Genomic DNA, 19,413 nt, shown 5'->3' on the forward strand with positions numbered 1-19,413 from the left:
ATGAACGAATTCTGGCAACACTGTTCCGCATTGCTGGAGCGTGAATTGACGCCCCAGCAGTACGTGACGTGGATCAAACCGTTGGCCCCGGTCGCCTTCGACGCCGATGCGAATACCCTGAGCATCGCGGCGCCGAACCGTTTCAAGCTGGATTGGGTCAAGAGCCAGTTTTCCGGCCGCATCACCGATCTCGCGCGTGATTTCTGGCATTCCCCCGTCGACGTCCAGTTCGTCCTCGACCCCAAAGCCGGCGTGCGTCCGGCGCCTGCCGCGCCGGCGCGGCCATCGTCCGTGGGTGCGAGCAGCGCCGCCGCAGCCGTGGATGCGGCAGTCGGCGCCGTGCAGGCTGCCCACGCGGCACGGGCGGGCGGTATGGGCGCAGGCGGTGCAATGGCGAGCCTCGGCGCGCACGCGCACGCCGCGCAACTGACCGACGATGCCGCCGACCTCGATCTCCCGAGCCTCGACGCGAACGAAGCCGCGGCTGCACGCCGCACGTGGCGTCCGGGCGCGGCCGCGCAAGCCGCGAGCGGCGAAAACGACTCGATGTACGAGCGTTCTAAGCTCAACCCGGTGCTCACCTTCGACAATTTCGTGACCGGCAAGGCGAACCAGCTGGCGCGCGCGGCGGCGATCCAGGTCGCCGACAATCCCGGCATCTCGTACAACCCGCTGTTCCTGTACGGCGGCGTGGGCCTTGGCAAGACCCACCTGATTCACGCGATCGGCAACCAGCTGCTGATGGACAAAGCCGGCGCCCGCATCCGCTACATCCACGCGGAGCAGTACGTGTCGGACGTGGTGAAGGCGTATCAACGCAAGGCATTCGACGACTTCAAGCGCTATTACCATTCGCTCGACCTGCTGCTGATCGACGATATTCAGTTCTTCTCCGGCAAGTCGCGTACGCAGGAAGAATTTTTCTACGCGTTCGAAGCGCTGGTTGCGAACAAGGCGCAGGTGATCATCACCAGCGACACTTATCCGAAAGAAATCTCAGGCATCGACGACCGTCTGATTTCGCGCTTCGACTCCGGCCTCACCGTCGCAATCGAACCACCCGAGCTTGAGATGCGCGTCGCGATTCTGATGCGCAAGGCGCAATCGGAAGGCGTGAATCTGAACGAGGATGTCGCGTTTTTCGTCGCGAAGCATCTGCGCTCGAACGTTCGCGAACTGGAAGGCGCGCTGCGCAAGATTCTCGCGTACTCGAAGTTCCACGGCCGCGAAATCACGATCGAACTGACCAAGGAAGCGCTGAAAGACCTGCTGACGGTGCAGAACCGGCAGATTTCGGTGGAAAACATCCAGAAAACGGTCGCCGACTTCTACAGCATCAAGGTCGCCGACATGTATTCGAAGAAGCGCCCGGCCAATATCGCGCGTCCGCGCCAGATTGCGATGTATCTGGCGAAGGAACTGACGCAGAAAAGCCTGCCCGAGATCGGCGAGCTGTTCGGCGGGCGCGACCACACGACGGTGCTGCACGCGGTGCGCAAGATCGCCGACGAACGCAGCAAGGACGCGCAGCTCAATCACGAACTCCACGTGCTGGAGCAGACGCTGAAGGGTTGAGCGCGGTAAGGGGGGCGGATCGGGTCGAAGGTTTCCTCGAACTGGTCGGAAAATTCGATCTGTTTATTGCGCAAGCCACCCCCAATTTAGGGAAGTGCTTCCATTTTCAGGCACAATACAGGTTTAACCGTCCGGCAAAAGCGGGCGGGATTCAAATGCCGTGACTGGCGCAGCACCGCGCCGGCGGGGGGCCGGGGCCGCGCGCTTCAATACTGCTGGGCAAGGCGCGCAGGCCGTCACATCAACGAAGGAACTCTATGCAACTGGTCAAGACCGAACGCGATAACCTCCTCAGGCCGCTGCAAACCGTGAGCGGCATTGTCGAACGCCGTCATACGTTGCCGATCCTCGCCAATTTGCTGATTACCAAGAACGGCCCGGACGTCTCGTTCCTGTCCACCGACCTCGAACTGCAAATCACCACGCGCGCCGACTTCGGTGTCGGCGGTGATTCGGTGGCCACGACGGTGGCGGCACGCAAGCTGCTCGACATTCTGCGCGCGATGCCCGACGGGCAGGTCACGCTGACCCTGAACGACAAACGCCTGACCGTCCAGTCCGGCAAAAGCCGTTTCGCCTTGCAGACGCTGGCGGCCGACGAGTTCCCGACCGTCGCTCAAGCTAAAGACTTCGGCGCGAACCTCGCGGTTCCCCAAAAGACATTCCGCCAGCTGCTCGGCATGGTCCACTTCGCGATGGCGCAGCAGGACATCCGTTACTACCTGAACGGCATGCTGCTGGTGGTCGATGGCGATCAATTGATGGCTGTCGCGACGGACGGTCACCGCCTCGCATTTTCGTCGATGAAGATCGAGGGTTCGTTCGCCCGCCAGGAAGTCATCATCCCGCGTAAGACGATTCTCGAACTGCAGCGTCTGCTCGAGGACATTGACGACGTTCTCAAGATCGACATCGCGCCCACGCAGGTCAAGTTCACGTTCGGCGGCGTGGAGCTGGTGTCGAAGCTGGTCGAAGGCAAGTTCCCCGACTTCCAGCGCGTGATTCCGAAGTCGCACAAGAACACGTTCGTGATCGGCCGCGAAGAGCTGCAACGTTCGCTGCAACGTGCGGCCATTCTCACGTCGGACAAGTTCAAGGGCGTGCGCTGCATCGTCGAGCCGGGCCAGCTGAAGATCATGTCCACCAACGCCGACCAGGAAGAGGCGCAGGAAGAACTCGAAATCCCCTACCAGGGCGACAGCATCGACATCGGTTTCAACGTCACGTACCTGCTCGACGTGCTCGCGAACCTGAAGGTCGACCTGCTGGAAATCAGCCTCGGCGACGCGAGTTCGAGCGCGCTGATCACGATTCCCGAGAACGACGAGTTCAAATACGTGGTGATGCCGATGCGCATCTGACGCATCCGACACGAAGAACACATCAAGGGGCGCAGCGCCCCTTTGGTGTTTTTATGGTGTTTTGAAAAGCTCCGAGCAGTAACGAAGCAGTAACGCAGATCCGGAAGAAATCCATGACTGATACGAACAATTCGCAACCCGATAACAGCTACGGCGCCTCGTCCATTCAGATCCTCGAAGGTCTGGAGGCCGTGCGCAAGCGGCCGGGTATGTACATCGGCGATACATCGGACGGGACCGGTCTGCATCACCTCGTGTTCGAGGTGCTCGACAATTCGATCGACGAGGCGCTCGCCGGTCATTGCGACGACATTCAGGTCATCATCCACGCCGACAACTCGATTTCCGTGACCGACAACGGCCGCGGCATTCCCACAGGCGTCAAGCGCGACGACAAGCACGATCCGAAGCGCAGCGCCGCTGAAATCGTCATGACCGAACTGCACGCGGGCGGCAAGTTCGACCAGAACAGCTACAAGGTGTCGGGCGGTCTGCACGGCGTGGGCGTGTCGTGCGTGAACGCGCTGTCGTCGTGGCTGCGCCTCACCGTGCGCCGTGACGGCAAGAAGCACTTCATGGAGTTCCACCGTGGCGTGCCGCAGAACCGCGTGATCGAAGAAGTGGACGGCGAACGCCTGTCGCCGATCCCCGTGGTCGGCGATACGGAAAACCGTGGCACTGAAGTGCACTTCATGGCCGATGAGACGATCTTCGGCAACGTTGAATACCACTACGACATTCTTGCGAAGCGCATCCGCGAACTCTCGTTCTTGAACAACGGCGTGCGGATTCGTCTCACCGATCAGCGTTCGGGCAAGGAAGACGATTTCGCATTCGTGGGCGGCGTGAAGGGCTTCGTCGAGTACATCAACAAGACGAAGACTGTGCTGCATCCGACCATTTTCCATATCGTCGGCGAGAAGGACGGCGTGGGCGTCGAAGTGGCGATGCAGTGGAACGACAGCTACAACGAAAACGTGCTGTGCTTCACGAACAACATTCCGCAGCGCGACGGCGGCACGCACATGACAGGTCTGCGCGCGGCCATGACGCGTGTGATCAACAAGTACATCGTCGACCACGAAATCGCGAAGAAGGCGAAGGTCGAAACCTCAGGCGACGACATGCGTGAAGGGCTGTCGTGTGTGCTGTCGGTGAAGGTGCCCGAGCCGAAGTTCAGCTCGCAGACGAAGGACAAGCTGGTTTCGTCGGAAGTGCGCGCGCCCGTGGAAGACGTGGTCGCGAAGGCGCTCGAAGAATTCCTGCTGGAAACGCCGAACGACGCGAAGATCATTTGCGGCAAGATCGTCGATGCCGCGCGTGCTCGCGACGCGGCACGCAAGGCGCGTGAAATGACGCGACGCAAGGGCGTGCTGGACGGCGTTGGGTTGCCGGGCAAGCTTGCGGACTGCCAGGAGAAAGATCCTGCCAAGTCTGAGATTTACATCGTCGAGGGTGATTCGGCAGGCGGTTCGGCAAAGCAGGGCCGCGACAGAAAATTCCAGGCCATTCTGCCGCTGCGCGGCAAGGTGCTGAACGTCGAGAAGGCGCGTTACGACAAGCTGCTGTCCTCGGAACAGATCGTCACGCTGATTACGGCGTTGGGCTGCGGCATCGGCAAGGAAGACTACAACCTCGAGAAGCTGCGTTACCACCGCATCATCATCATGACCGACGCGGACGTCGACGGCGCGCACATCCGTACGCTGCTGCTGACGTTCTTCTATCGTCAGATGCCGGAGATGATCGAGCGCGGCTATATCTATATCGCGCAGCCGCCGCTGTACAAGGTGAAGGCGGGCAAGGACGAGCGTTATCTGAAGGACACGGCGGAGTTGAACGCGCATATGCTGCGTCTGGCTCTCAACGGGTCTGAACTGATTCCGTCAGAAGGCACGACGCCGATCTCAGGCGATGCGCTGGGCGAGCTTGCTCGTTCCTATCTGCTGGCGCAGGGAGTCGTGGATCGTCTGAGCAGGTTGTACGACGAAGCGGCCCTCGGCGCGGTCATGGACGGTGTGACGATCGATCTGTCGAGCGAACAGTCGACGCAGGCATCGGCCGTCGCGCTCCAGGACAAGCTGCGCGACGATCCGCTCAAGCCCGAGGTTAACGTGATCCCGATGTACGATCCCGTGCGCGAACTGCGTTCGCTGCGCGTCGAGCGTCGTCATCACGGCAATGTGAAGGTCAGTGTCATCGACGAAGAGTTCCAGCTCACGGCGGATTATCAGCAACTCGTGAACACGGCGAACACGTTCAAGGGGTTGATCGGCGAGGGCGCTGTGATCAAGCGTGGCGAGCGGAGCATGGCTGTCGGCGACTTCAAGAGCGCGATGAAATGGCTGATCGCCGATGCCGAGCGGAACGTTTCGAAGCAGCGCTATAAGGGACTTGGTGAGATGAATCCCGAACAGCTCTGGGAAACGACGATGGACCCGAACGTGCGTCGCTTGCTGCGCGTGCAGATCGAAGATGCGATTGCAGCGGATGGCATCTTTACGACGCTGATGGGTGATGAAGTCGAGCCGCGTCGCGCGTTTATCGAGAGCAATGCGTTGCGGGCGGGGAATATCGACGTTTGAGCGTCCCGAGCCAAATCAGCTAGGCACCATCAAAAACTCCAACCGTCTCCGGTTGGAGTTTTTTTATCGCCGGAACAATCTCAAGACCACTTGCGCGCGTACCGATCCTTCACGACCCGCGAGATATAAGTCGACAAACCTTGCCCCGCCACGGCGAGCCGCTTCATCTCCTCGACTTCCCGCCGTCCCGTCGTCGCATAGTCGTACCGATACACGTCCCCGTCACGAAACTTCACGGTGACGGCATCATCGGATACCTCGTAAGCCACGACGCCCGACTGCCCGCTCAAATCCCGATACCGCTTCATGCACGCCCTCACGTCGGACCGCACCAGAACGTCAGAATCCTCGAGCACGATCCATTCCTAAACCACCGGCAAGCAGATATCCGTCAGCAAGTTCGCCGGCGCGGTCTCCTTAGGATTATTCAAATACTCCTCGAATACTGGCGCGTCGGCGGCCTCGTGTTCCGAGTTCACCAGCCACTCGCCATAGAGCCATTGATACGCCGACGCCATATCCGCGTAAGGCCCCTTATGCCGCAACACCGCGTACCGGCCGCCCGCGATCGACGTGACGCTCACCAGCCCATCTCCCGAGACATCGACGGCACGCGGCAGCCACACACCTGCCTTTGACCGCAGTTCACCCTCGGCGACCGCCGTCGGGTCATCGTAGTAAATGCCGATCATCCGCATCTCGTTCGACAGCAGTCCACGGGAAGCCAGCCATCCCATCAGCGTATCGAACGCCTTGCCGATCTGCATATACGGCCCGACGTGATCGACGCTCAGCACGTCGAAGCCGTCGATATCGCGTATCACCACATCTCTCATCGTCATTTGGCATCCTCCTGAATCCGCAAGTGACGGCCGGAACCGGCTGTGCGTCCCGGCCTTCCGATACAGCGCGGGCGGCATGCCGTAAACGGCGCTGAACGTCCGCGTGAACGACTGCAAACTGCTATAGCCAGACCTGCCGGCGATCTCGGCAATCGGCATCGACCCATTCGCAAGAAAGCCCGCCGCGCGATGCAACCGCAGCCGGCGCACGGTCGTCGCGACCGTTTCGCCGTACATCGCCTGATAGATCCGGTGCCAGTGATACGGCGACAGACACGCAATCCCGGCAAGCCGGTCGATATCGAGCGGCTCGTCGAGGTGATCGTAGATATGGTCGAGCACCCGCGCGAGCCGCGCGGCATAGTGCGCGCGATGGCCGATATCGTTCATGGCAAGCATCGGAAGAGGATCGATGAAAACACGATAGCACGCGGCGATTTACCAAATCCTGCGGATTTTCGCGGTTACTGCCCGTCAATCGCCGGGCATATTCAGCATCTCCTTAACCGCGACTCGACGAAGCCGAAGAAACAATCCAGCGCGAATCTTTGCCGATTTTCGATAACACCTCGATTAATGGCTTCCTACCATCGCCAGATGCCGCTGCTGAAAGGACCGCTCCGGGGAGCGCGCATGCGGGCCGGTTCGCCGGCAACTTCTACAAGGGAGCCTCAGATGAAATCAGAGTCGACAACCCAGCACAAAGGCGCCGTTACGCATCACGAACTGAAACAGACGCTCGGCACCTGGCAGCTTTGGGGCATCGCCGTCGGGCTCGTGATCTCCGGCGAGTATTTCGGCTGGAGCTACGGGTGGGCGAGCGCCGGCACGCTCGGTTTCGTGATCACCGCGCTGTTCATCGCCGCGATGTACACGACCTTCATTTTCAGTTTCACCGAACTCACCACGTCGATTCCGCACGCGGGCGGCCCGTTCGCCTACGCGCGCCACGCGTTCGGTCCGACGGGCGGCTATATCGCGGGCGCCGCGACGCTCGTCGAGTTCGTGTTCGCGCCACCCGCGATCGCACTCGCGATCGGCGCGTATCTGCATGTGCAGTTTCCCGGCCTCGAACCCAAACACGCGGCAATGGGCGCGTATCTGGTATTCATGGCGTTGAATATCGTCGGCGTGCAGATCGCGGCGGCGTTCGAGTTGTGCGTGACGCTGCTCGCGATCTTCGAGTTGCTCGTGTTCATGGGCGTCGTGTCGCCGGGCTTCCAGTGGTCGAACTTCGCGAAGGGCGGCTGGGCCGGTTCCGATACGTTCAGCATGGGCTCGTTCCACGGCATGTTCGCGGCGATTCCGTTTGCGATCTGGTTTTTCCTCGCGATCGAAGGCGTTGCAATGGCCGCCGAAGAAGCGAAGAACCCGAAGCGCTCCATCCCGATCGCCTACGTGACGGGCATCCTGACGCTCGTCGTGCTGGCTATCGGCGTGATGGTGTTCGCGGGCGCGGCGGGCGACTGGACGAAGCTCTCCAACATCAACGACCCGCTGCCGCAAGCGATGAAATTCATCGTCGGCGAAAACAGCGGCTGGATGCACATGCTGGTCTGGCTGGGCCTGTTTGGCCTCGTCGCGTCGTTCCACGGCATCATCCTCGGTTACTCCCGGCAAATCTTCGCGCTGGCGCGCGCGGGTTACCTGCCCGAGTGGCTGTCGAAAGTGCATCCGCGCTTCAAGACCCCGCATCGCGCGATTCTCGCGGGCGGCGTGGTCGGCATCGCCGCGATCTATAGCGACGAACTGATCCAGTTCGGCGGCCAGACGCTGACAGCGAACATCGTGACGATGTCGGTATTTGGCGCTATCGTGATGTACATCATCAGCATGCTGTCGCTCTTCAAGCTGCGCCGTACCGACCCGAACATGGAGCGTCCGTTCCGCGCGCCGCTGTTTCCGTACTTTCCGGCGTTCGCGCTGGTGGCCGCAGTGATTTCGCTGGCGACGATGATCTACTTCAATCTGCTCGTCGCGCTGGTGTTCGCCGCGTTCATCGCGCTCGGCTACGGGTACTTCCTGATGACCCGTCATCAACGCGAAGTCGCGCCCGCCGATGCATTGCTCGAAGAATGACCACGCTGTAGAAGCACCGGCGTACCTGCAACAAGCCGCGCAGCAGCAGCAGCGGCGATGGAGTACACGACATGAGCTACACGGAGACAATCGGCAGCCGCACCTATCGTTTTGCCGATCTGAAGATGCTGATGGCGAAGGCGAGCCCGCTGCGTTCCGGCGACCAGCTCGCCGGCATCGCGGCGGCGAGCGAGGAAGAGCGCGTCGCCGCGAAGATGGCGCTCGCCGACGTGCCGCTGCGCACCTTCCTCAACGAAGCGCTGGTTCCTTACGAAACCGACGAAGTCACGCGCCTCGTCGTCGATACGCATTCGCCTGAAGCCTTCGCCGAGATTTCGCATCTGACGGTAGGCGAGTTTCGCAACTGGCTGCTGTCCAGTTCGACGGATACGGCGGCGCTCACGCGCATCACAAAAGGGCTCACGCCCGAGATGGTCGCGGCCGTGTCGAAGCTGATGCGCAATCAGGATCTGATCCTCGCGGCGCGCAAGCGGCCTGTCATCACGCGCTTTCGCAACACGGTCGGGCTGCCGGGTCACATGTCGGTGCGTCTGCAGCCGAATCATCCGACGGATGACGTGAAGGGCATCGCCGCTTCGATGATCGACGGCCTGATGTACGGTTGCGGCGACGCGATGGTCGGCATCAATCCCGCGTCCGACAGTCTTTCCGCGATCACGAAGCTGCTGATGATGATCGACGACTTCCGCACGCGGTATCAGGTGCCGACGCAATCCTGCGTGCTCACCCACGTCACCAACACGATTGCGGCAATCGAGAAGGGCGCGCCCGTCGACCTCGTGTTCCAGTCGATCGCGGGCACCGAGAAGGCGAACGCGGGTTTCGGCATCTCGCTTGCGCTGCTGCAGGAAGCGTATGACGCGGCGTTGTCGCTCAAGCGCGGCACGGTCGGCAACAACGTGATGTACTTCGAGACGGGGCAGGGCAGTGCGCTGTCGGCGGATGCGCATCACGGCGTCGATCAGCAGACCTGCGAGGTCCGCGCGTATGCCGTCGCGCGCCAGTTCAATCCGTTTCTGGTGAATACCGTGGTCGGCTTTATCGGCCCGGAGTATCTGTACGACGGCAAGCAGATCACGCGCGCGGGCCTTGAAGATCACTTCTGCGGCAAGCTGCTCGGCGTGCCGATGGGTTGCGACATCTGCTACACGAATCACGCGGAAGCCGATCAGGATGACATGGACAATCTGCTGACGCTGCTTGGCGTCGCGGGCATCAACTTCATCATGGGCATTCCCGGCGCGGACGACGTGATGCTGAATTACCAGAGCACGTCGTTCCATGACGCGCTCTATGTGCGTGACGTACTCGGCTTGCGCCGCGCGCCCGAGTTCGAAGAATGGCTGGAGTCGATGCAGATCACCGATCCACGCGGTGCGCTGCTCAATGCGCCGACCAGACAGCCGTTGCTCGAAGGCGCGAGCGAATGGATGGGCATCGCATGAGCGATTCGATCGAAAAGAATGCGTGGCAGGCGTTGCGGGCCTTCACGAATGCGCGCATCGCCTTGGGCCGCGCGGGCAACAGTCTGCCGACTGCGCCGCTGCTCGCGTTCAATCTGTCGCATGCGCAGGCGCGCGATGCCGTGCACCATCCTCTCGACGCCGACATCCTGCACGAACAGCTGCGCGCGCACGGCTTCGTGTCGCTCGACGTGCATAGCGCCGCGCCGGATCGCGCGCATTACTTGCGGCGTCCGGATATGGGACGGCGCCTGTCCGATGAGAGCCGCGACGCGCTACGCACGGCGGCGACCAATGATGCACCCGACGTCGTCTTCGTGATCGCTGATGGACTGTCTGCATTCGCCGCGTCGAAACAATCGATTCCACTCCTGCAAGCGATCACGAAGCGTCTCGCCGACTGGAAGATCGGACCTGTGATCGTTGCACGTCAATCGCGTGTCGCGCTGGGCGATGAGATCGGTGAGTTGCTGAAAACGAAGCTCGTCGTGATGCTGATCGGCGAAAGGCCGGGGCTGAGTTCGCCGGATAGTCTCGGCGTCTATCTGACGTATGCGCCGAAAGTGGGATGCAGCGACGCGCAGCGCAACTGCATTTCAAACGTGCGGCCTGAAGGACTCGATTACGAAGCCGCGGCGCACAAGCTGCACTATCTGTTGACGCATGCGCGTCGTCTGGGGTTGACAGGCGTCGGCTTGAAGGACGACAGCGACGCGCTGCTTCATGCCGAAGAAGCTGCGCCCGCTATTCCCGACGCCTCGAAGAAATAGAAAAGTGCCCAGACGCACGCAGCGTGTGGGCACTCGACACATCGACATCAAACAGCGTCGGCTTTGCTCACCGGGTGCTTTTCGAGCCACGCATTCTCTTCATCGCTGTACAGGCGCGAGCGCGTCAGGAACCGCAGACCCGTGGGCCGCTCCAGTGAAAACATGCCGCCGTTGCCAGGCACGGCATCGATGATCAACTGCGTGTGCTGCCAGTACTCGAATTGCGATTCGCTCATATAGAACGGCACGCCTGCAATCTCGCCGAGCCTCACATCCGATCCGCCGACCATGAATTCATTCGACGGAAAACACATCGGCGCGCTGCCGTCGCAACATCCGCCCGACTGATGGAAAATAATCGGACCGTGCTCGGCGCTCAACTGCCGGATCAGCTTGACCGCCGCATCCGTTGCCACGACACGCGCAACGCCTTCTTCGCTCATCGCGCTTCCTCTTTTGGCTTGATCCGCTGGGAAAAAAGGGCGAACCGCATCGCGCGATCCGCCCAACAGGAGCTCAACGCTCAGAAGAAGCCCAACGGTTTGTCGCTATAGCTGACCAGCAGATTCTTGGTTTGCTGGTAGTGATCGAGCATCATCTTGTGATTCTCGCGTCCGATGCCCGACTGCTTGTAGCCGCCGAATGCCGCATGCGCCGGGTACGCGTGGTAGCAATTCGTCCACACACGGCCTGCCTGGATCTCGCGACCGAAGCGATAGGCACGCGTGCCGTCGCGCGTCCAGACGCCGGCGCCGAGGCCATACAGCGTGTCATTGGCGATCTCCAGCGCTTCTTCTTCGTTCTTGAACGTCGTGACGGAAACGACAGGCCCGAAGATTTCTTCCTGGAAGATGCGCATCTTGTTGTGACCGCGGAACACGGTCGGCTTCACGTAATAGCCCTTCGCGAGTTCGCCGTCGAACTTGTTCTGCTCACCGCCTATCAGGCATTGCGCACCTTCCTGCTTGCCGAGATCGATGTACGACAGGATCTTTTCCAGTTGCTCTCGCGAAGCCTGTGCGCCGATCATCGTCTTCGAGTCGAGCGGATGTCCCTGCTGGATGGCGGCGACGCGCTTCACCGCGCGCTCCATGAAGCGGTCGTAAATCGACTCTTCGATCAACACTCGCGACGGGCAGGTGCAGACTTCGCCCTGATTCAGCGCGAACATCGCGAAGCCTTCGAGTGCCTTATCGAAGAAGCTGTCGTCCTTGTCGAGCACGTCGGCGAAGAAGATGTTCGGGCTCTTGCCGCCAAGTTCCAGCGTCACGGGAATGATGTTCTGGCTCGCGTACTGCATGATCAGGCGGCCCGTCGTCGTTTCGCCCGTGAAGGCGATCTTCGCAATGCGTTTGTTCGACGCGAGCGGCTTGCCCGCTTCGAGACCGAAACCATTGACCACGTTCAGCACACCCGCCGGCAGCAGATCCTGAATCAGTTCGAGCAGCACGAGAATCGAAGCGGGCGTCTGTTCCGCGGGCTTCAGCACGACGCAATTGCCTGCCGCGAGCGCGGGCGCGAGCTTCCATGTGGCCATCAGGATCGGGAAGTTCCACGGAATGATCTGACCGACCACGCCGAGCGGCTCATGAAAGTGATACGCGACCGTGTCGTGATCGATCTCCGAAATGCCGCCTTCCTGTGCGCGCACGGTGCCCGCGAAATAGCGGAAGTGATCGATTGCGAGGGGAATGTCGGCCGCCATCGTTTCACGCAGCGGCTTGCCGTTGTCGATCGTCTCGGCGACGGCGAGGCGCTGCAGGTTCGCCTCCATGCGGTCGGCGATCTTGTTGAGAATATTGGCGCGCTCGGTGGTCGACGTCTTGCCCCAGGCCGCCTTCGCGCGATGCGCGGCGTCCAGCGCAAGTTCGATGTCGGCTTCGCGCGAACGCGGAATCGACGTGAACGGTTCGCCCGTAATCGGCGAGACGTTGTCGAAGTACTCGCCGCCAACCGGCTTCACCCATTCACCGCCGATGAAATTCGCGTACTGCTTCTTGAACGGGAACTCGGTTGTCAGAAACTTCATCTCTGCGTGATTCATCTGTGTGCTCCTCACATGATCGGACGTCGATGTATTCGATTGGATATATCACCCGGCTTGGCGCTATTCCGCTGCCGCGTGTGCTTATCGCCAGAAGCGTGCCAACATGCGTGCGAGCCTGGACAATGCCGGTGCACGCGGCACTGTCGCGATGCACGTCCTTTTTTGAGCGCGGGTGAGCATCTGGATGACGTTGCATCCATGAGCAGTTCGAAACGCGAGTGTTCACCGAATGAACAGGGCGGCGCGCGGCCTCCGCGCAGGATGTCATGATCCGATCGGCATGGGACTTGCGTCTTTTTGCGCTCGTTAGTTCAATGTCACATGCAGGTGCATGTTCATCATCGACGCCCCATATGACGACCGACCTTTCTTCTCCGTTGCCGCGAATGGCTGCCTGCCGGTTCGAAACGAGCGTCGCGCACGATGCCGACGAACAGGCGCGCAATCTTCACGGCTGGACGCAGACCTACGACCAGCTCACGGCGGGCCGCTTCGTCGGTAGGCTGACGGGTCTGCACCTCGACGACATGCACGTGTTCTGCGAGACGACCAGCCAGACGCTGCGGCAGACCTGCGAAGTGCCGTCCGACGCCTATTGGTTCGGCATTCCCGCCGACGACCAACGTGTCGGCCGCATTGGCCCGCAACCGATCGGCGGCGATTCGCTTGCCTTTCAGCGCGGCGGCGTCGAGTTCGAGCTGCTGACACCCGGGGGCTACGCGATCTTCGGCGTAGTGGTGCGCGGCGAGGTGCTGCACCGGCATGCGGAATTCGTCGAGCACGCCGATCGGATCGGTCGGGCCGCGATCGGTCGGGCCGCGATCGGTCGGGCTGCGATTGGCCAGGCTGCGCACACCGGCATCATTCCCATCGATACGCAAAACAAGTCGCGCTTCTGCGCACTCCTCGCCGGCATGCTCGACGACGCGGCTAACGCCGCGCTGTCAGAACGAGCCCGGCGCAATTTGCAAGCCTCGGTGCTGTCTTCGCTGTTCGAGCTGTGCACGACGGCGTCGCTAGAGCCCGTCGCTATTCCTGCCCGCCCGCGCAGGCAGTGGATCGTTTCCGAGGCGCGCGATTACGTGCTCGCGAATCGCGACCGTCCCATCGGCGTGCCGGAACTCTGCGAGCGTCTGCACGTCAGCCGCCGCACGCTGCAATACTGCTTTCAGGACGTGCTGGGCCTCGCACCGGCGAGCTATCTGCGCGCAATCCGTCTGAACGGCGCACGCCGTGACCTGTGCGACGCGGCGCCCGGCGAGCGGACCGTGCAGGACGTCGCGGCTGCATGGGGCTTCTGGCATCTGAGCCAGTTCGCCACCGACTATCGCAAGCTTTTCGGCGTGCGTCCCTCTGAAACGCTGAAAACGATCCACGCTACCGCCAGCGCGCCGCTGGCTCACTAGCGCCTCATCGGCCGGCCGCTTTTGCGCATCCGCTAGAATTGCGGCATGCGCGGCCTTGTCTCGCCGCCCGACCCACCATCCTCATCGACGAAACAACACGCATAGCGGCCGGAATGAAGGTGTCCACAGCGACCTGTGGATAACCGCAAGGACAGCGGGGCGGAACGCGTGTGGAATCGATGTGGACGTAAACGGGGTAACTCGACGCTCGCGCACGAGCGAAAAAAGTTGTTCGTCGAACTTCATCCGGTACGCACACCGAGCACATGCGGTTATGCGTCCGGCAAAACGCTGATTCGTTTCGGTAAACCTGTGTTATCCACAGAAAAGCAGTTCGCTTGTTAACTGTTACTACGTATACATACAGGTAAACCTATTATCAAAAGGCCTCTGCGCGTACGAAGACGTCGCGCGGAGGACCCAAGCTGGAGATCACCGTGTTTACTTGCATCAACCAAAGCTGCGGCGCGCAGTGGGAACTGTCCGACGTCGTCATCAAGAACGAAGGGCAAGGTTTGCTGTTTCGCTGCCCGATGTGCGGCGCGCGCAACTATGTCGAACGATTCGATGCCGATGACGGCACGATCGTCTACGAGCAGATCGAAGGTCGCCCGTACAACTAAGCCAACATCGACATCGACATGACAACAAAGTCTCGTCCCTTCAGCGAACTGCCCCTTTCCGAAGCGGCACTCGCGAATCTCACGCAACTCGGCTACGTCGAAATGACGCCCATTCAGGCAGCGAGTTTGCCGATCGCGCTGGCCGGTCAGGATCTGATCGCGCAGGCGAAAACGGGCAGCGGCAAGACCGCGGCGTTTTCGCTCGCATTGCTGGCGCGGCTCGACGCGCGCAGCTACGCGGTGCAAGCGATGGTGCTGTGCCCGACGCGCGAACTCGCCGATCAGGTGACACAGGAAATCCGGCGCCTCGCGCGCGCCGAAGAAAATATCAAGGTGTTGACGCTGTGCGGCGGCACGCCCATGCGTCCGCAGACGGCGAGTCTCGAGCATGGCGCGCATATCGTCGTCGGCACGCCGGGGCGGATCATGGACCATCTGGAGCGCGGCAGCCTGTCGCTCGACGCGCTCAACACGCTCGTGCTCGACGAAGCGGACCGCATGCTCGACATGGGCTTCTTCGACGATATCGCGAAGGTCGCGCGTCAATGTCCGAAAGAGCGGCAGACGCTGCTGTTCTCGGCGACGTATCCCGAGGGGATCGCGAAACTGAGCCAGCAGTTCCTGCGCAACCCGAAGGACGTCAAGCTCGAAGAACGGCACGACGACAGCAAGATCCGCCAGCGCTTCTACGAAGTCACGGAAGACGAGCGTCTGCATGCCGTCGGCCAGTTGCTGAATCACTACCGCCCCGTGAGCACGATCGCGTTCTGCAACACGAAGAACCAGTGTCGCGATCTGCTCGACGTCTTGCGCGCACAAGGTTTTCATGCGCTTGCACTGCATGGCGAGCTCGATCAGCGTGAGCGTGACCAGGTACTGATCCAGTTCGCGAACCGCAGCTGCTCGGTGCTCGTCGCAACCGACGTCGCCGCGCGCGGGCTCGACATTGCGCAGCTCGAAGCTGTGATCAACGTCGACGTGACCCCTGATCCGGAAGTGCACGTGCACCGCATCGGCCGGACGGGTCGCGCGGATCAGGAGGGCTGGGCGCTGAGTCTCGCGAGCATGAACGAGATGGGACGCGTGGGCGGCATCGAAGAGGCGCAAGGGCGTGATGTCGAATGGCATCCACTGGCCGAGCTGAAGGCGGCGAGCAACGAGCCGCTGCTGCCGCCGATGGAGACGCTGCAGATTCTCGGCGGCCGCAAGGAAAAGATCCGTCCCGGCGATGTGCTGGGCGCGCTGACGGGCGACGCCGGTTTCAACGGTACGCAGATCGGCAAGATCAACGTGACGGAGTTTTCGACTTATGTCGCCGTCGAGCGCGGCATCGCTCGTGACGCGCTGCGCAAACTCAACGCGGGCAAGGTCAAGGGCAAGAAGGTGAAAGTGCGTTTGATGGACGAGTGAACCCTGTTTTCGCCTTTTGTGTTTTGCAAGGCAAACGTCAGATGATTAAGCGGAAGGCGAAGGCATCACTCCTTTTCATGGCGGCGGGAATGCCCCGCCGCCATCTGCATATCGCATTGCGGCAGAAGGGCGCGCACGCTTGTGTCAATCGTCCGCCTCGTCTACCGTCACGGCGCGCATGAGCGAAACGCATACGGCGCATGACAAAGTTTCGATTGTTCTCGTGCGCCCGTTGTTGCCTAATCGTTCAAACTGAACGGGACCGACGCGTGATGCGTGGCCCGCCGATTTGCAGCGAGAAGGAGGAATCTCATGCAGAGCGCTTTGCAAGCCCGCTCGAAGTTGCCGGACGTCGGCACGACGATTTTCACGGTGATCGGTCAACTGGCCGCCGAACACAATGCGCTGAACCTGTCACAGGGCGCGCCGAATTTTTCGCCCGACGAAGCGCTCGTCGATGGTGTGACCAAAGCCATGCGCGCCGGTCACAACCAGTACGCGCCAATGGCGGGCATCGGCGCCTTGCGCGCAGCGCTGGCCGCGAAGGTCGAAACGCTGTACGGCGTGCACTACGATCCGTCGACGGAAGTGACCGTGATCGCCAGTGCCAGCGAAGGCCTGTATTCGACGATCAGCGCGCTCGTGCATCCCGGCGACGAGGTGATCTACTTCGAGCCGTCGTTCGACAGCTATGCGCCCATCGTGCGTCTGCAAGGCGCGAAGCCTATCCCGATCAAGCTGTCTTCCACCGACTTCCGCGTGAACTGGGATGAAGTGTCCGCGGCGATCACGCCGAAGACGCGGATGATCATCGTCAACACGCCGCACAATCCGACCGCGACGATTTTCAGCGACGCCGATATCGAGCGCCTGAAGGCCGTCACGCGCAACACGGATATCGTGATTCTGTCCGACGAAGTGTATGAGCATGTCGTGTTCGACGACGCGAAGCATCACAGCATGGCGTGTCACCGCGAGCTGGCGGAACGCAGCGTGATCGTGTCGTCGTTCGGCAAGTCGTATCACGTGACGGGCTGGCGCGTCGGTTATTGCCTCGCGCCCGCTGCGCTGATGGACGAGATCCGCAAGGTCCATCAATTCATGGTGTTTTCCGCCGACACGCCCATGCAGTACGCGTTCGTCGAAGCGCTGTCGAATCCCCAAAGCTATCTGGGCCTGTCTGCGTTCTATCAGCACAAGCGCGACCTGCTGGCGCGCGAGCTGAGCGAGTCGCGCTTCGAACTGTTGCCGAGCGAGGGCAGCTTCTTCATGCTTGCGCGTTTTCGCGGCTTCTCGGATGAAAGCGACAGCGACTTCGTGCTGCGCCTGATCCGCGATGCGAAGGTCGCGACCATTCCGCTGTCCGCGTTCTATACGGACGGCACGGATTCAGGCCTGATCCGGCTGAGCTTTTCGAAGGACGACGAGACGCTGATCGAAGGCGCGCGCCGTTTGCGTTCAATCTGAGGGACACGCGATGATGCAGGAATCGATCAAGGCAGCCGTGGTGCAGATGAGCAGCAGCGCGGACGTCGAGCAGAATCTCGGTGAAGCGCGTCGCTGGGCGCATCAGGCCGCGCGCGATGGCGCCACGCTCATCTGCTTGCCCGAATACTTTTGCTGGATCGGCGATGACGAAATGCAGCGTGTGGCCCTTGCCGAAGCATTCGGCGATGGTCCGATCCAACAGGCGCTTTCCGAACTCGCGCGCGAGACGGGTGCGTGGCTGATCGGCGGCACGGTGCCGATCCGGCCGTCGCATGGCTCGCAGGCCGGCACGCATGCGTACAACACGTCGCTCGTGTTCGATCCATCGGGACGATGCTCGGCGCGCTACGACAAGATCCATCTGTTCAGCTTCAACCAGGGCGCCGAGCAGCACGCGGAAGGCGACACGATGGTGGGCGGCGACAGCATCGGCACGGCGCAAGGTCCGTTCGGCACGTTGCGTCTGTCGGTGTGCTACGACTTGCGCTTTCCCGAGCTGTATCGCGCGGAACCCGCTGCCGATGTGATCGCCGTGCCCGCCGCTTTCACGTACACCACAGGTCTCGCGCATTGGGAACTGCTGCTGCGCGCGCGAGCCGTCGAGAACCAGGCGTTCGTGCTCGCGTCCGGCCAGTGCGGCACGCATTCGAATGGCTGGCGGACTTTTGGCCACAGTATGATCGTCGGGCCGTGGGGCGAAGTGCTCGCGCGGCATGACGACGAACCCGGCATCGCACTCGCGACGCTGACACAAAGCGCGCTCGACGAAGCGCGCAACCGCTTGCCGGTGCTCACGCATCGGCGCATCGCCACGCCGTCGAACGTGCGTTGAACCGCATTGAACATAAGGGGAAGGAGATCGATATGAAGCTTGTGAAGAATCTGCTGATGCTGGCGTGCGCGTTCGCATCGGTGGCGACGGCATCGGCGATGGCCGCCGATGCGACGTCGCTGCGCTACGGCCTCGAGGCCCAATATCCGCCGTTCGAATCGAAGGGCTCGAATGGCGAGCTGCAGGGCTTCGATATCGATATCGGCAATGCGGTCTGCAAGACGGCGAACCTCAAATGCAGCTGGGTCGAAACGTCGTTCGACGGCTTGATCCCCGCGTTGCAGGGCCGCAAGTTCGACGCGATCAACTCGGCGATGAACGCAACGGAAAAGCGCCGTCAGGCAATCGACTTCACCAACGTGATCTACCGCGTGCCGACGCAACTGATCGCGCGCAAGGATAGCGGGCTGCAACCGACGCCCGAGTCCCTGAAAGGCAAGCGCGTCGGCGTGTTGCAGGCGTCGATCCAGGAAACGTATGCGAAGGCGCATTGGGAAAACGCTGGCGTCACCGTCGTGCCGTATCAGGACCAGAACCAGGTGTACGCGGATCTCGTCGCTGGCCGGCTCGACGCGACGCTGGTGCTCGCGCCGGCGGGTCAGGCGGGCTTCCTGTCGCGTCCTGACGGCAAGGACTTCGCGTTCGTCGGTCAGGCGGTGCGCGACGACAAGATTCTCGGCAGCGGCGTGGCGTTCGGCATTCGCAAGGGTGACACGGCGCTGCGCAATCAGTTGAATGCGGCCATCTCCAAAGTGCAGGCGGATGGCACGGTCAAGACGCTCGCGGAAAAATACTTCGGCAATATCGACGTTTCGGCCAAGTAAGCACCTTGCTGCATCGCGCAACGCGCCGCATGGCTCACGTCATGCGGCGCGTTTCTCTTTGCGTAACGTCTGATGAATGAATCGTCG

General features: G+C 61.4%; 16 protein-coding genes. 12 read left to right on the plus strand and 4 right to left on the minus strand.

Going from position 1 to position 19,413, the window contains the following annotated elements:
• The 3 genes from dnaA to gyrB all read left to right on the plus strand — a co-directional run bounded on the left by dnaA (window position 1) and on the right by gyrB (window position 5,521).
• On the plus strand, window positions 1–1,575 hold the full coding sequence (dnaA, locus tag C2L66_RS00005; RefSeq protein WP_060599464.1) for a chromosomal replication initiator protein DnaA: 1,575 nt from the start codon (window positions 1–3) through the stop codon (window positions 1,573–1,575).
• Between the two features lie 257 nt (window positions 1,576–1,832).
• Window positions 1,833–2,936, plus strand: coding sequence for a DNA polymerase III subunit beta (dnaN, locus tag C2L66_RS00010; RefSeq protein WP_007581912.1), 1,104 nt, complete (start codon window positions 1,833–1,835; stop codon window positions 2,934–2,936).
• Between the two features lie 113 nt (window positions 2,937–3,049).
• Window positions 3,050–5,521: a DNA topoisomerase (ATP-hydrolyzing) subunit B gene (gene gyrB / locus C2L66_RS00015; RefSeq protein WP_054929375.1), complete on the plus strand. Its 2,472-nt coding sequence runs from the start codon at window positions 3,050–3,052 to the stop codon at window positions 5,519–5,521.
• Between the two features lie 80 nt (window positions 5,522–5,601).
• On the opposite strand, the gene C2L66_RS00020 is transcribed toward gyrB, so the two are convergent.
• Entirely contained in the window at window positions 5,602–5,829 is a 228-nt protein-coding gene (locus C2L66_RS00020; protein WP_054929431.1) for a hypothetical protein, read from the minus strand.
• Window positions 5,830–5,886: 57 nt separating this feature from the next.
• Entirely contained in the window at window positions 5,887–6,753 is an 867-nt protein-coding gene (locus C2L66_RS00025; RefSeq protein ID WP_054929432.1) for an AraC family transcriptional regulator, read from the minus strand.
• 285 nt (window positions 6,754–7,038) lie between these two features.
• Between C2L66_RS00025 and eat the strand changes: the two genes are divergently transcribed.
• The 3 genes from eat to eutC all read left to right on the plus strand — a co-directional run bounded on the left by eat (window position 7,039) and on the right by eutC (window position 10,696).
• The gene (gene eat, locus C2L66_RS00030; RefSeq protein ID WP_054929376.1) at window positions 7,039–8,442 is read left to right on the plus strand and encodes an ethanolamine permease; all 1,404 of its coding nucleotides are present in this window, start codon (window positions 7,039–7,041) and stop codon (window positions 8,440–8,442) included.
• 71 nt (window positions 8,443–8,513) lie between these two features.
• Window positions 8,514–9,908, plus strand: a complete 1,395-nt coding sequence (locus C2L66_RS00035; protein WP_060599463.1) for an ethanolamine ammonia-lyase subunit EutB — start codon at window positions 8,514–8,516, stop codon at window positions 9,906–9,908.
• A complete protein-coding gene (gene eutC, locus C2L66_RS00040; protein ID WP_054929378.1) occupies window positions 9,905–10,696 on the plus strand; it encodes an ethanolamine ammonia-lyase subunit EutC in 792 nt (263 codons plus the stop codon). The genes C2L66_RS00035 and eutC overlap by 4 nt, the downstream gene beginning before the upstream one ends.
• A 47-nt stretch (window positions 10,697–10,743) precedes the next feature.
• On the opposite strand, the gene C2L66_RS00045 is transcribed toward eutC, so the two are convergent.
• Together C2L66_RS00045 and adh are read right to left on the minus strand one after the other, a co-directional pair.
• On the minus strand, window positions 10,744–11,139 hold the full coding sequence (locus C2L66_RS00045) for a DUF779 domain-containing protein (RefSeq protein ID WP_054929379.1): 396 nt from the start codon (window positions 11,137–11,139) through the stop codon (window positions 10,744–10,746).
• An 80-nt stretch (window positions 11,140–11,219) separates the two neighbouring features.
• Complete coding sequence (adh, locus tag C2L66_RS00050) at window positions 11,220–12,740, minus strand: aldehyde dehydrogenase (RefSeq protein ID WP_060599462.1); 1,521 nt, start codon at window positions 12,738–12,740, stop codon at window positions 11,220–11,222.
• A 356-nt stretch (window positions 12,741–13,096) separates the two neighbouring features.
• Between adh and C2L66_RS00055 the strand changes: the two genes are divergently transcribed.
• From C2L66_RS00055 to C2L66_RS00080, 6 genes are all read left to right on the plus strand, one after another.
• Complete coding sequence (locus tag C2L66_RS00055) at window positions 13,097–14,149, plus strand: helix-turn-helix domain-containing protein (protein WP_060599461.1); 1,053 nt, start codon at window positions 13,097–13,099, stop codon at window positions 14,147–14,149.
• A 437-nt stretch (window positions 14,150–14,586) separates the two neighbouring features.
• On the plus strand, window positions 14,587–14,772 hold the full coding sequence (locus C2L66_RS00060; RefSeq protein ID WP_007581925.1) for a hypothetical protein: 186 nt from the start codon (window positions 14,587–14,589) through the stop codon (window positions 14,770–14,772).
• Between the two features lie 18 nt (window positions 14,773–14,790).
• On the plus strand, window positions 14,791–16,182 hold the full coding sequence (dbpA, locus tag C2L66_RS00065) for an ATP-dependent RNA helicase DbpA (RefSeq protein WP_060599460.1): 1,392 nt from the start codon (window positions 14,791–14,793) through the stop codon (window positions 16,180–16,182).
• A 312-nt stretch (window positions 16,183–16,494) separates the two neighbouring features.
• The gene (locus C2L66_RS00070; RefSeq protein WP_054929384.1) at window positions 16,495–17,649 is read left to right on the plus strand and encodes a pyridoxal phosphate-dependent aminotransferase; all 1,155 of its coding nucleotides are present in this window, start codon (window positions 16,495–16,497) and stop codon (window positions 17,647–17,649) included.
• A 10-nt stretch (window positions 17,650–17,659) separates the two neighbouring features.
• Window positions 17,660–18,502, plus strand: coding sequence for a carbon-nitrogen hydrolase family protein (locus C2L66_RS00075; RefSeq protein ID WP_060599459.1), 843 nt, complete (start codon window positions 17,660–17,662; stop codon window positions 18,500–18,502).
• 32 nt (window positions 18,503–18,534) lie between these two features.
• Window positions 18,535–19,326 carry an ABC transporter substrate-binding protein gene (locus C2L66_RS00080; RefSeq protein WP_054929433.1) on the plus strand — a complete coding sequence of 264 codons (792 nt, stop codon included), beginning with the start codon at window positions 18,535–18,537 and terminating at the stop codon, window positions 19,324–19,326.
• Window positions 19,327–19,413: the final 87 nt, after the last annotated feature.

It is taken from the genome of Paraburkholderia caribensis (assembly GCF_002902945.1).
Taxonomy (GTDB): domain Bacteria; phylum Pseudomonadota; class Gammaproteobacteria; order Burkholderiales; family Burkholderiaceae; genus Paraburkholderia; species Paraburkholderia caribensis.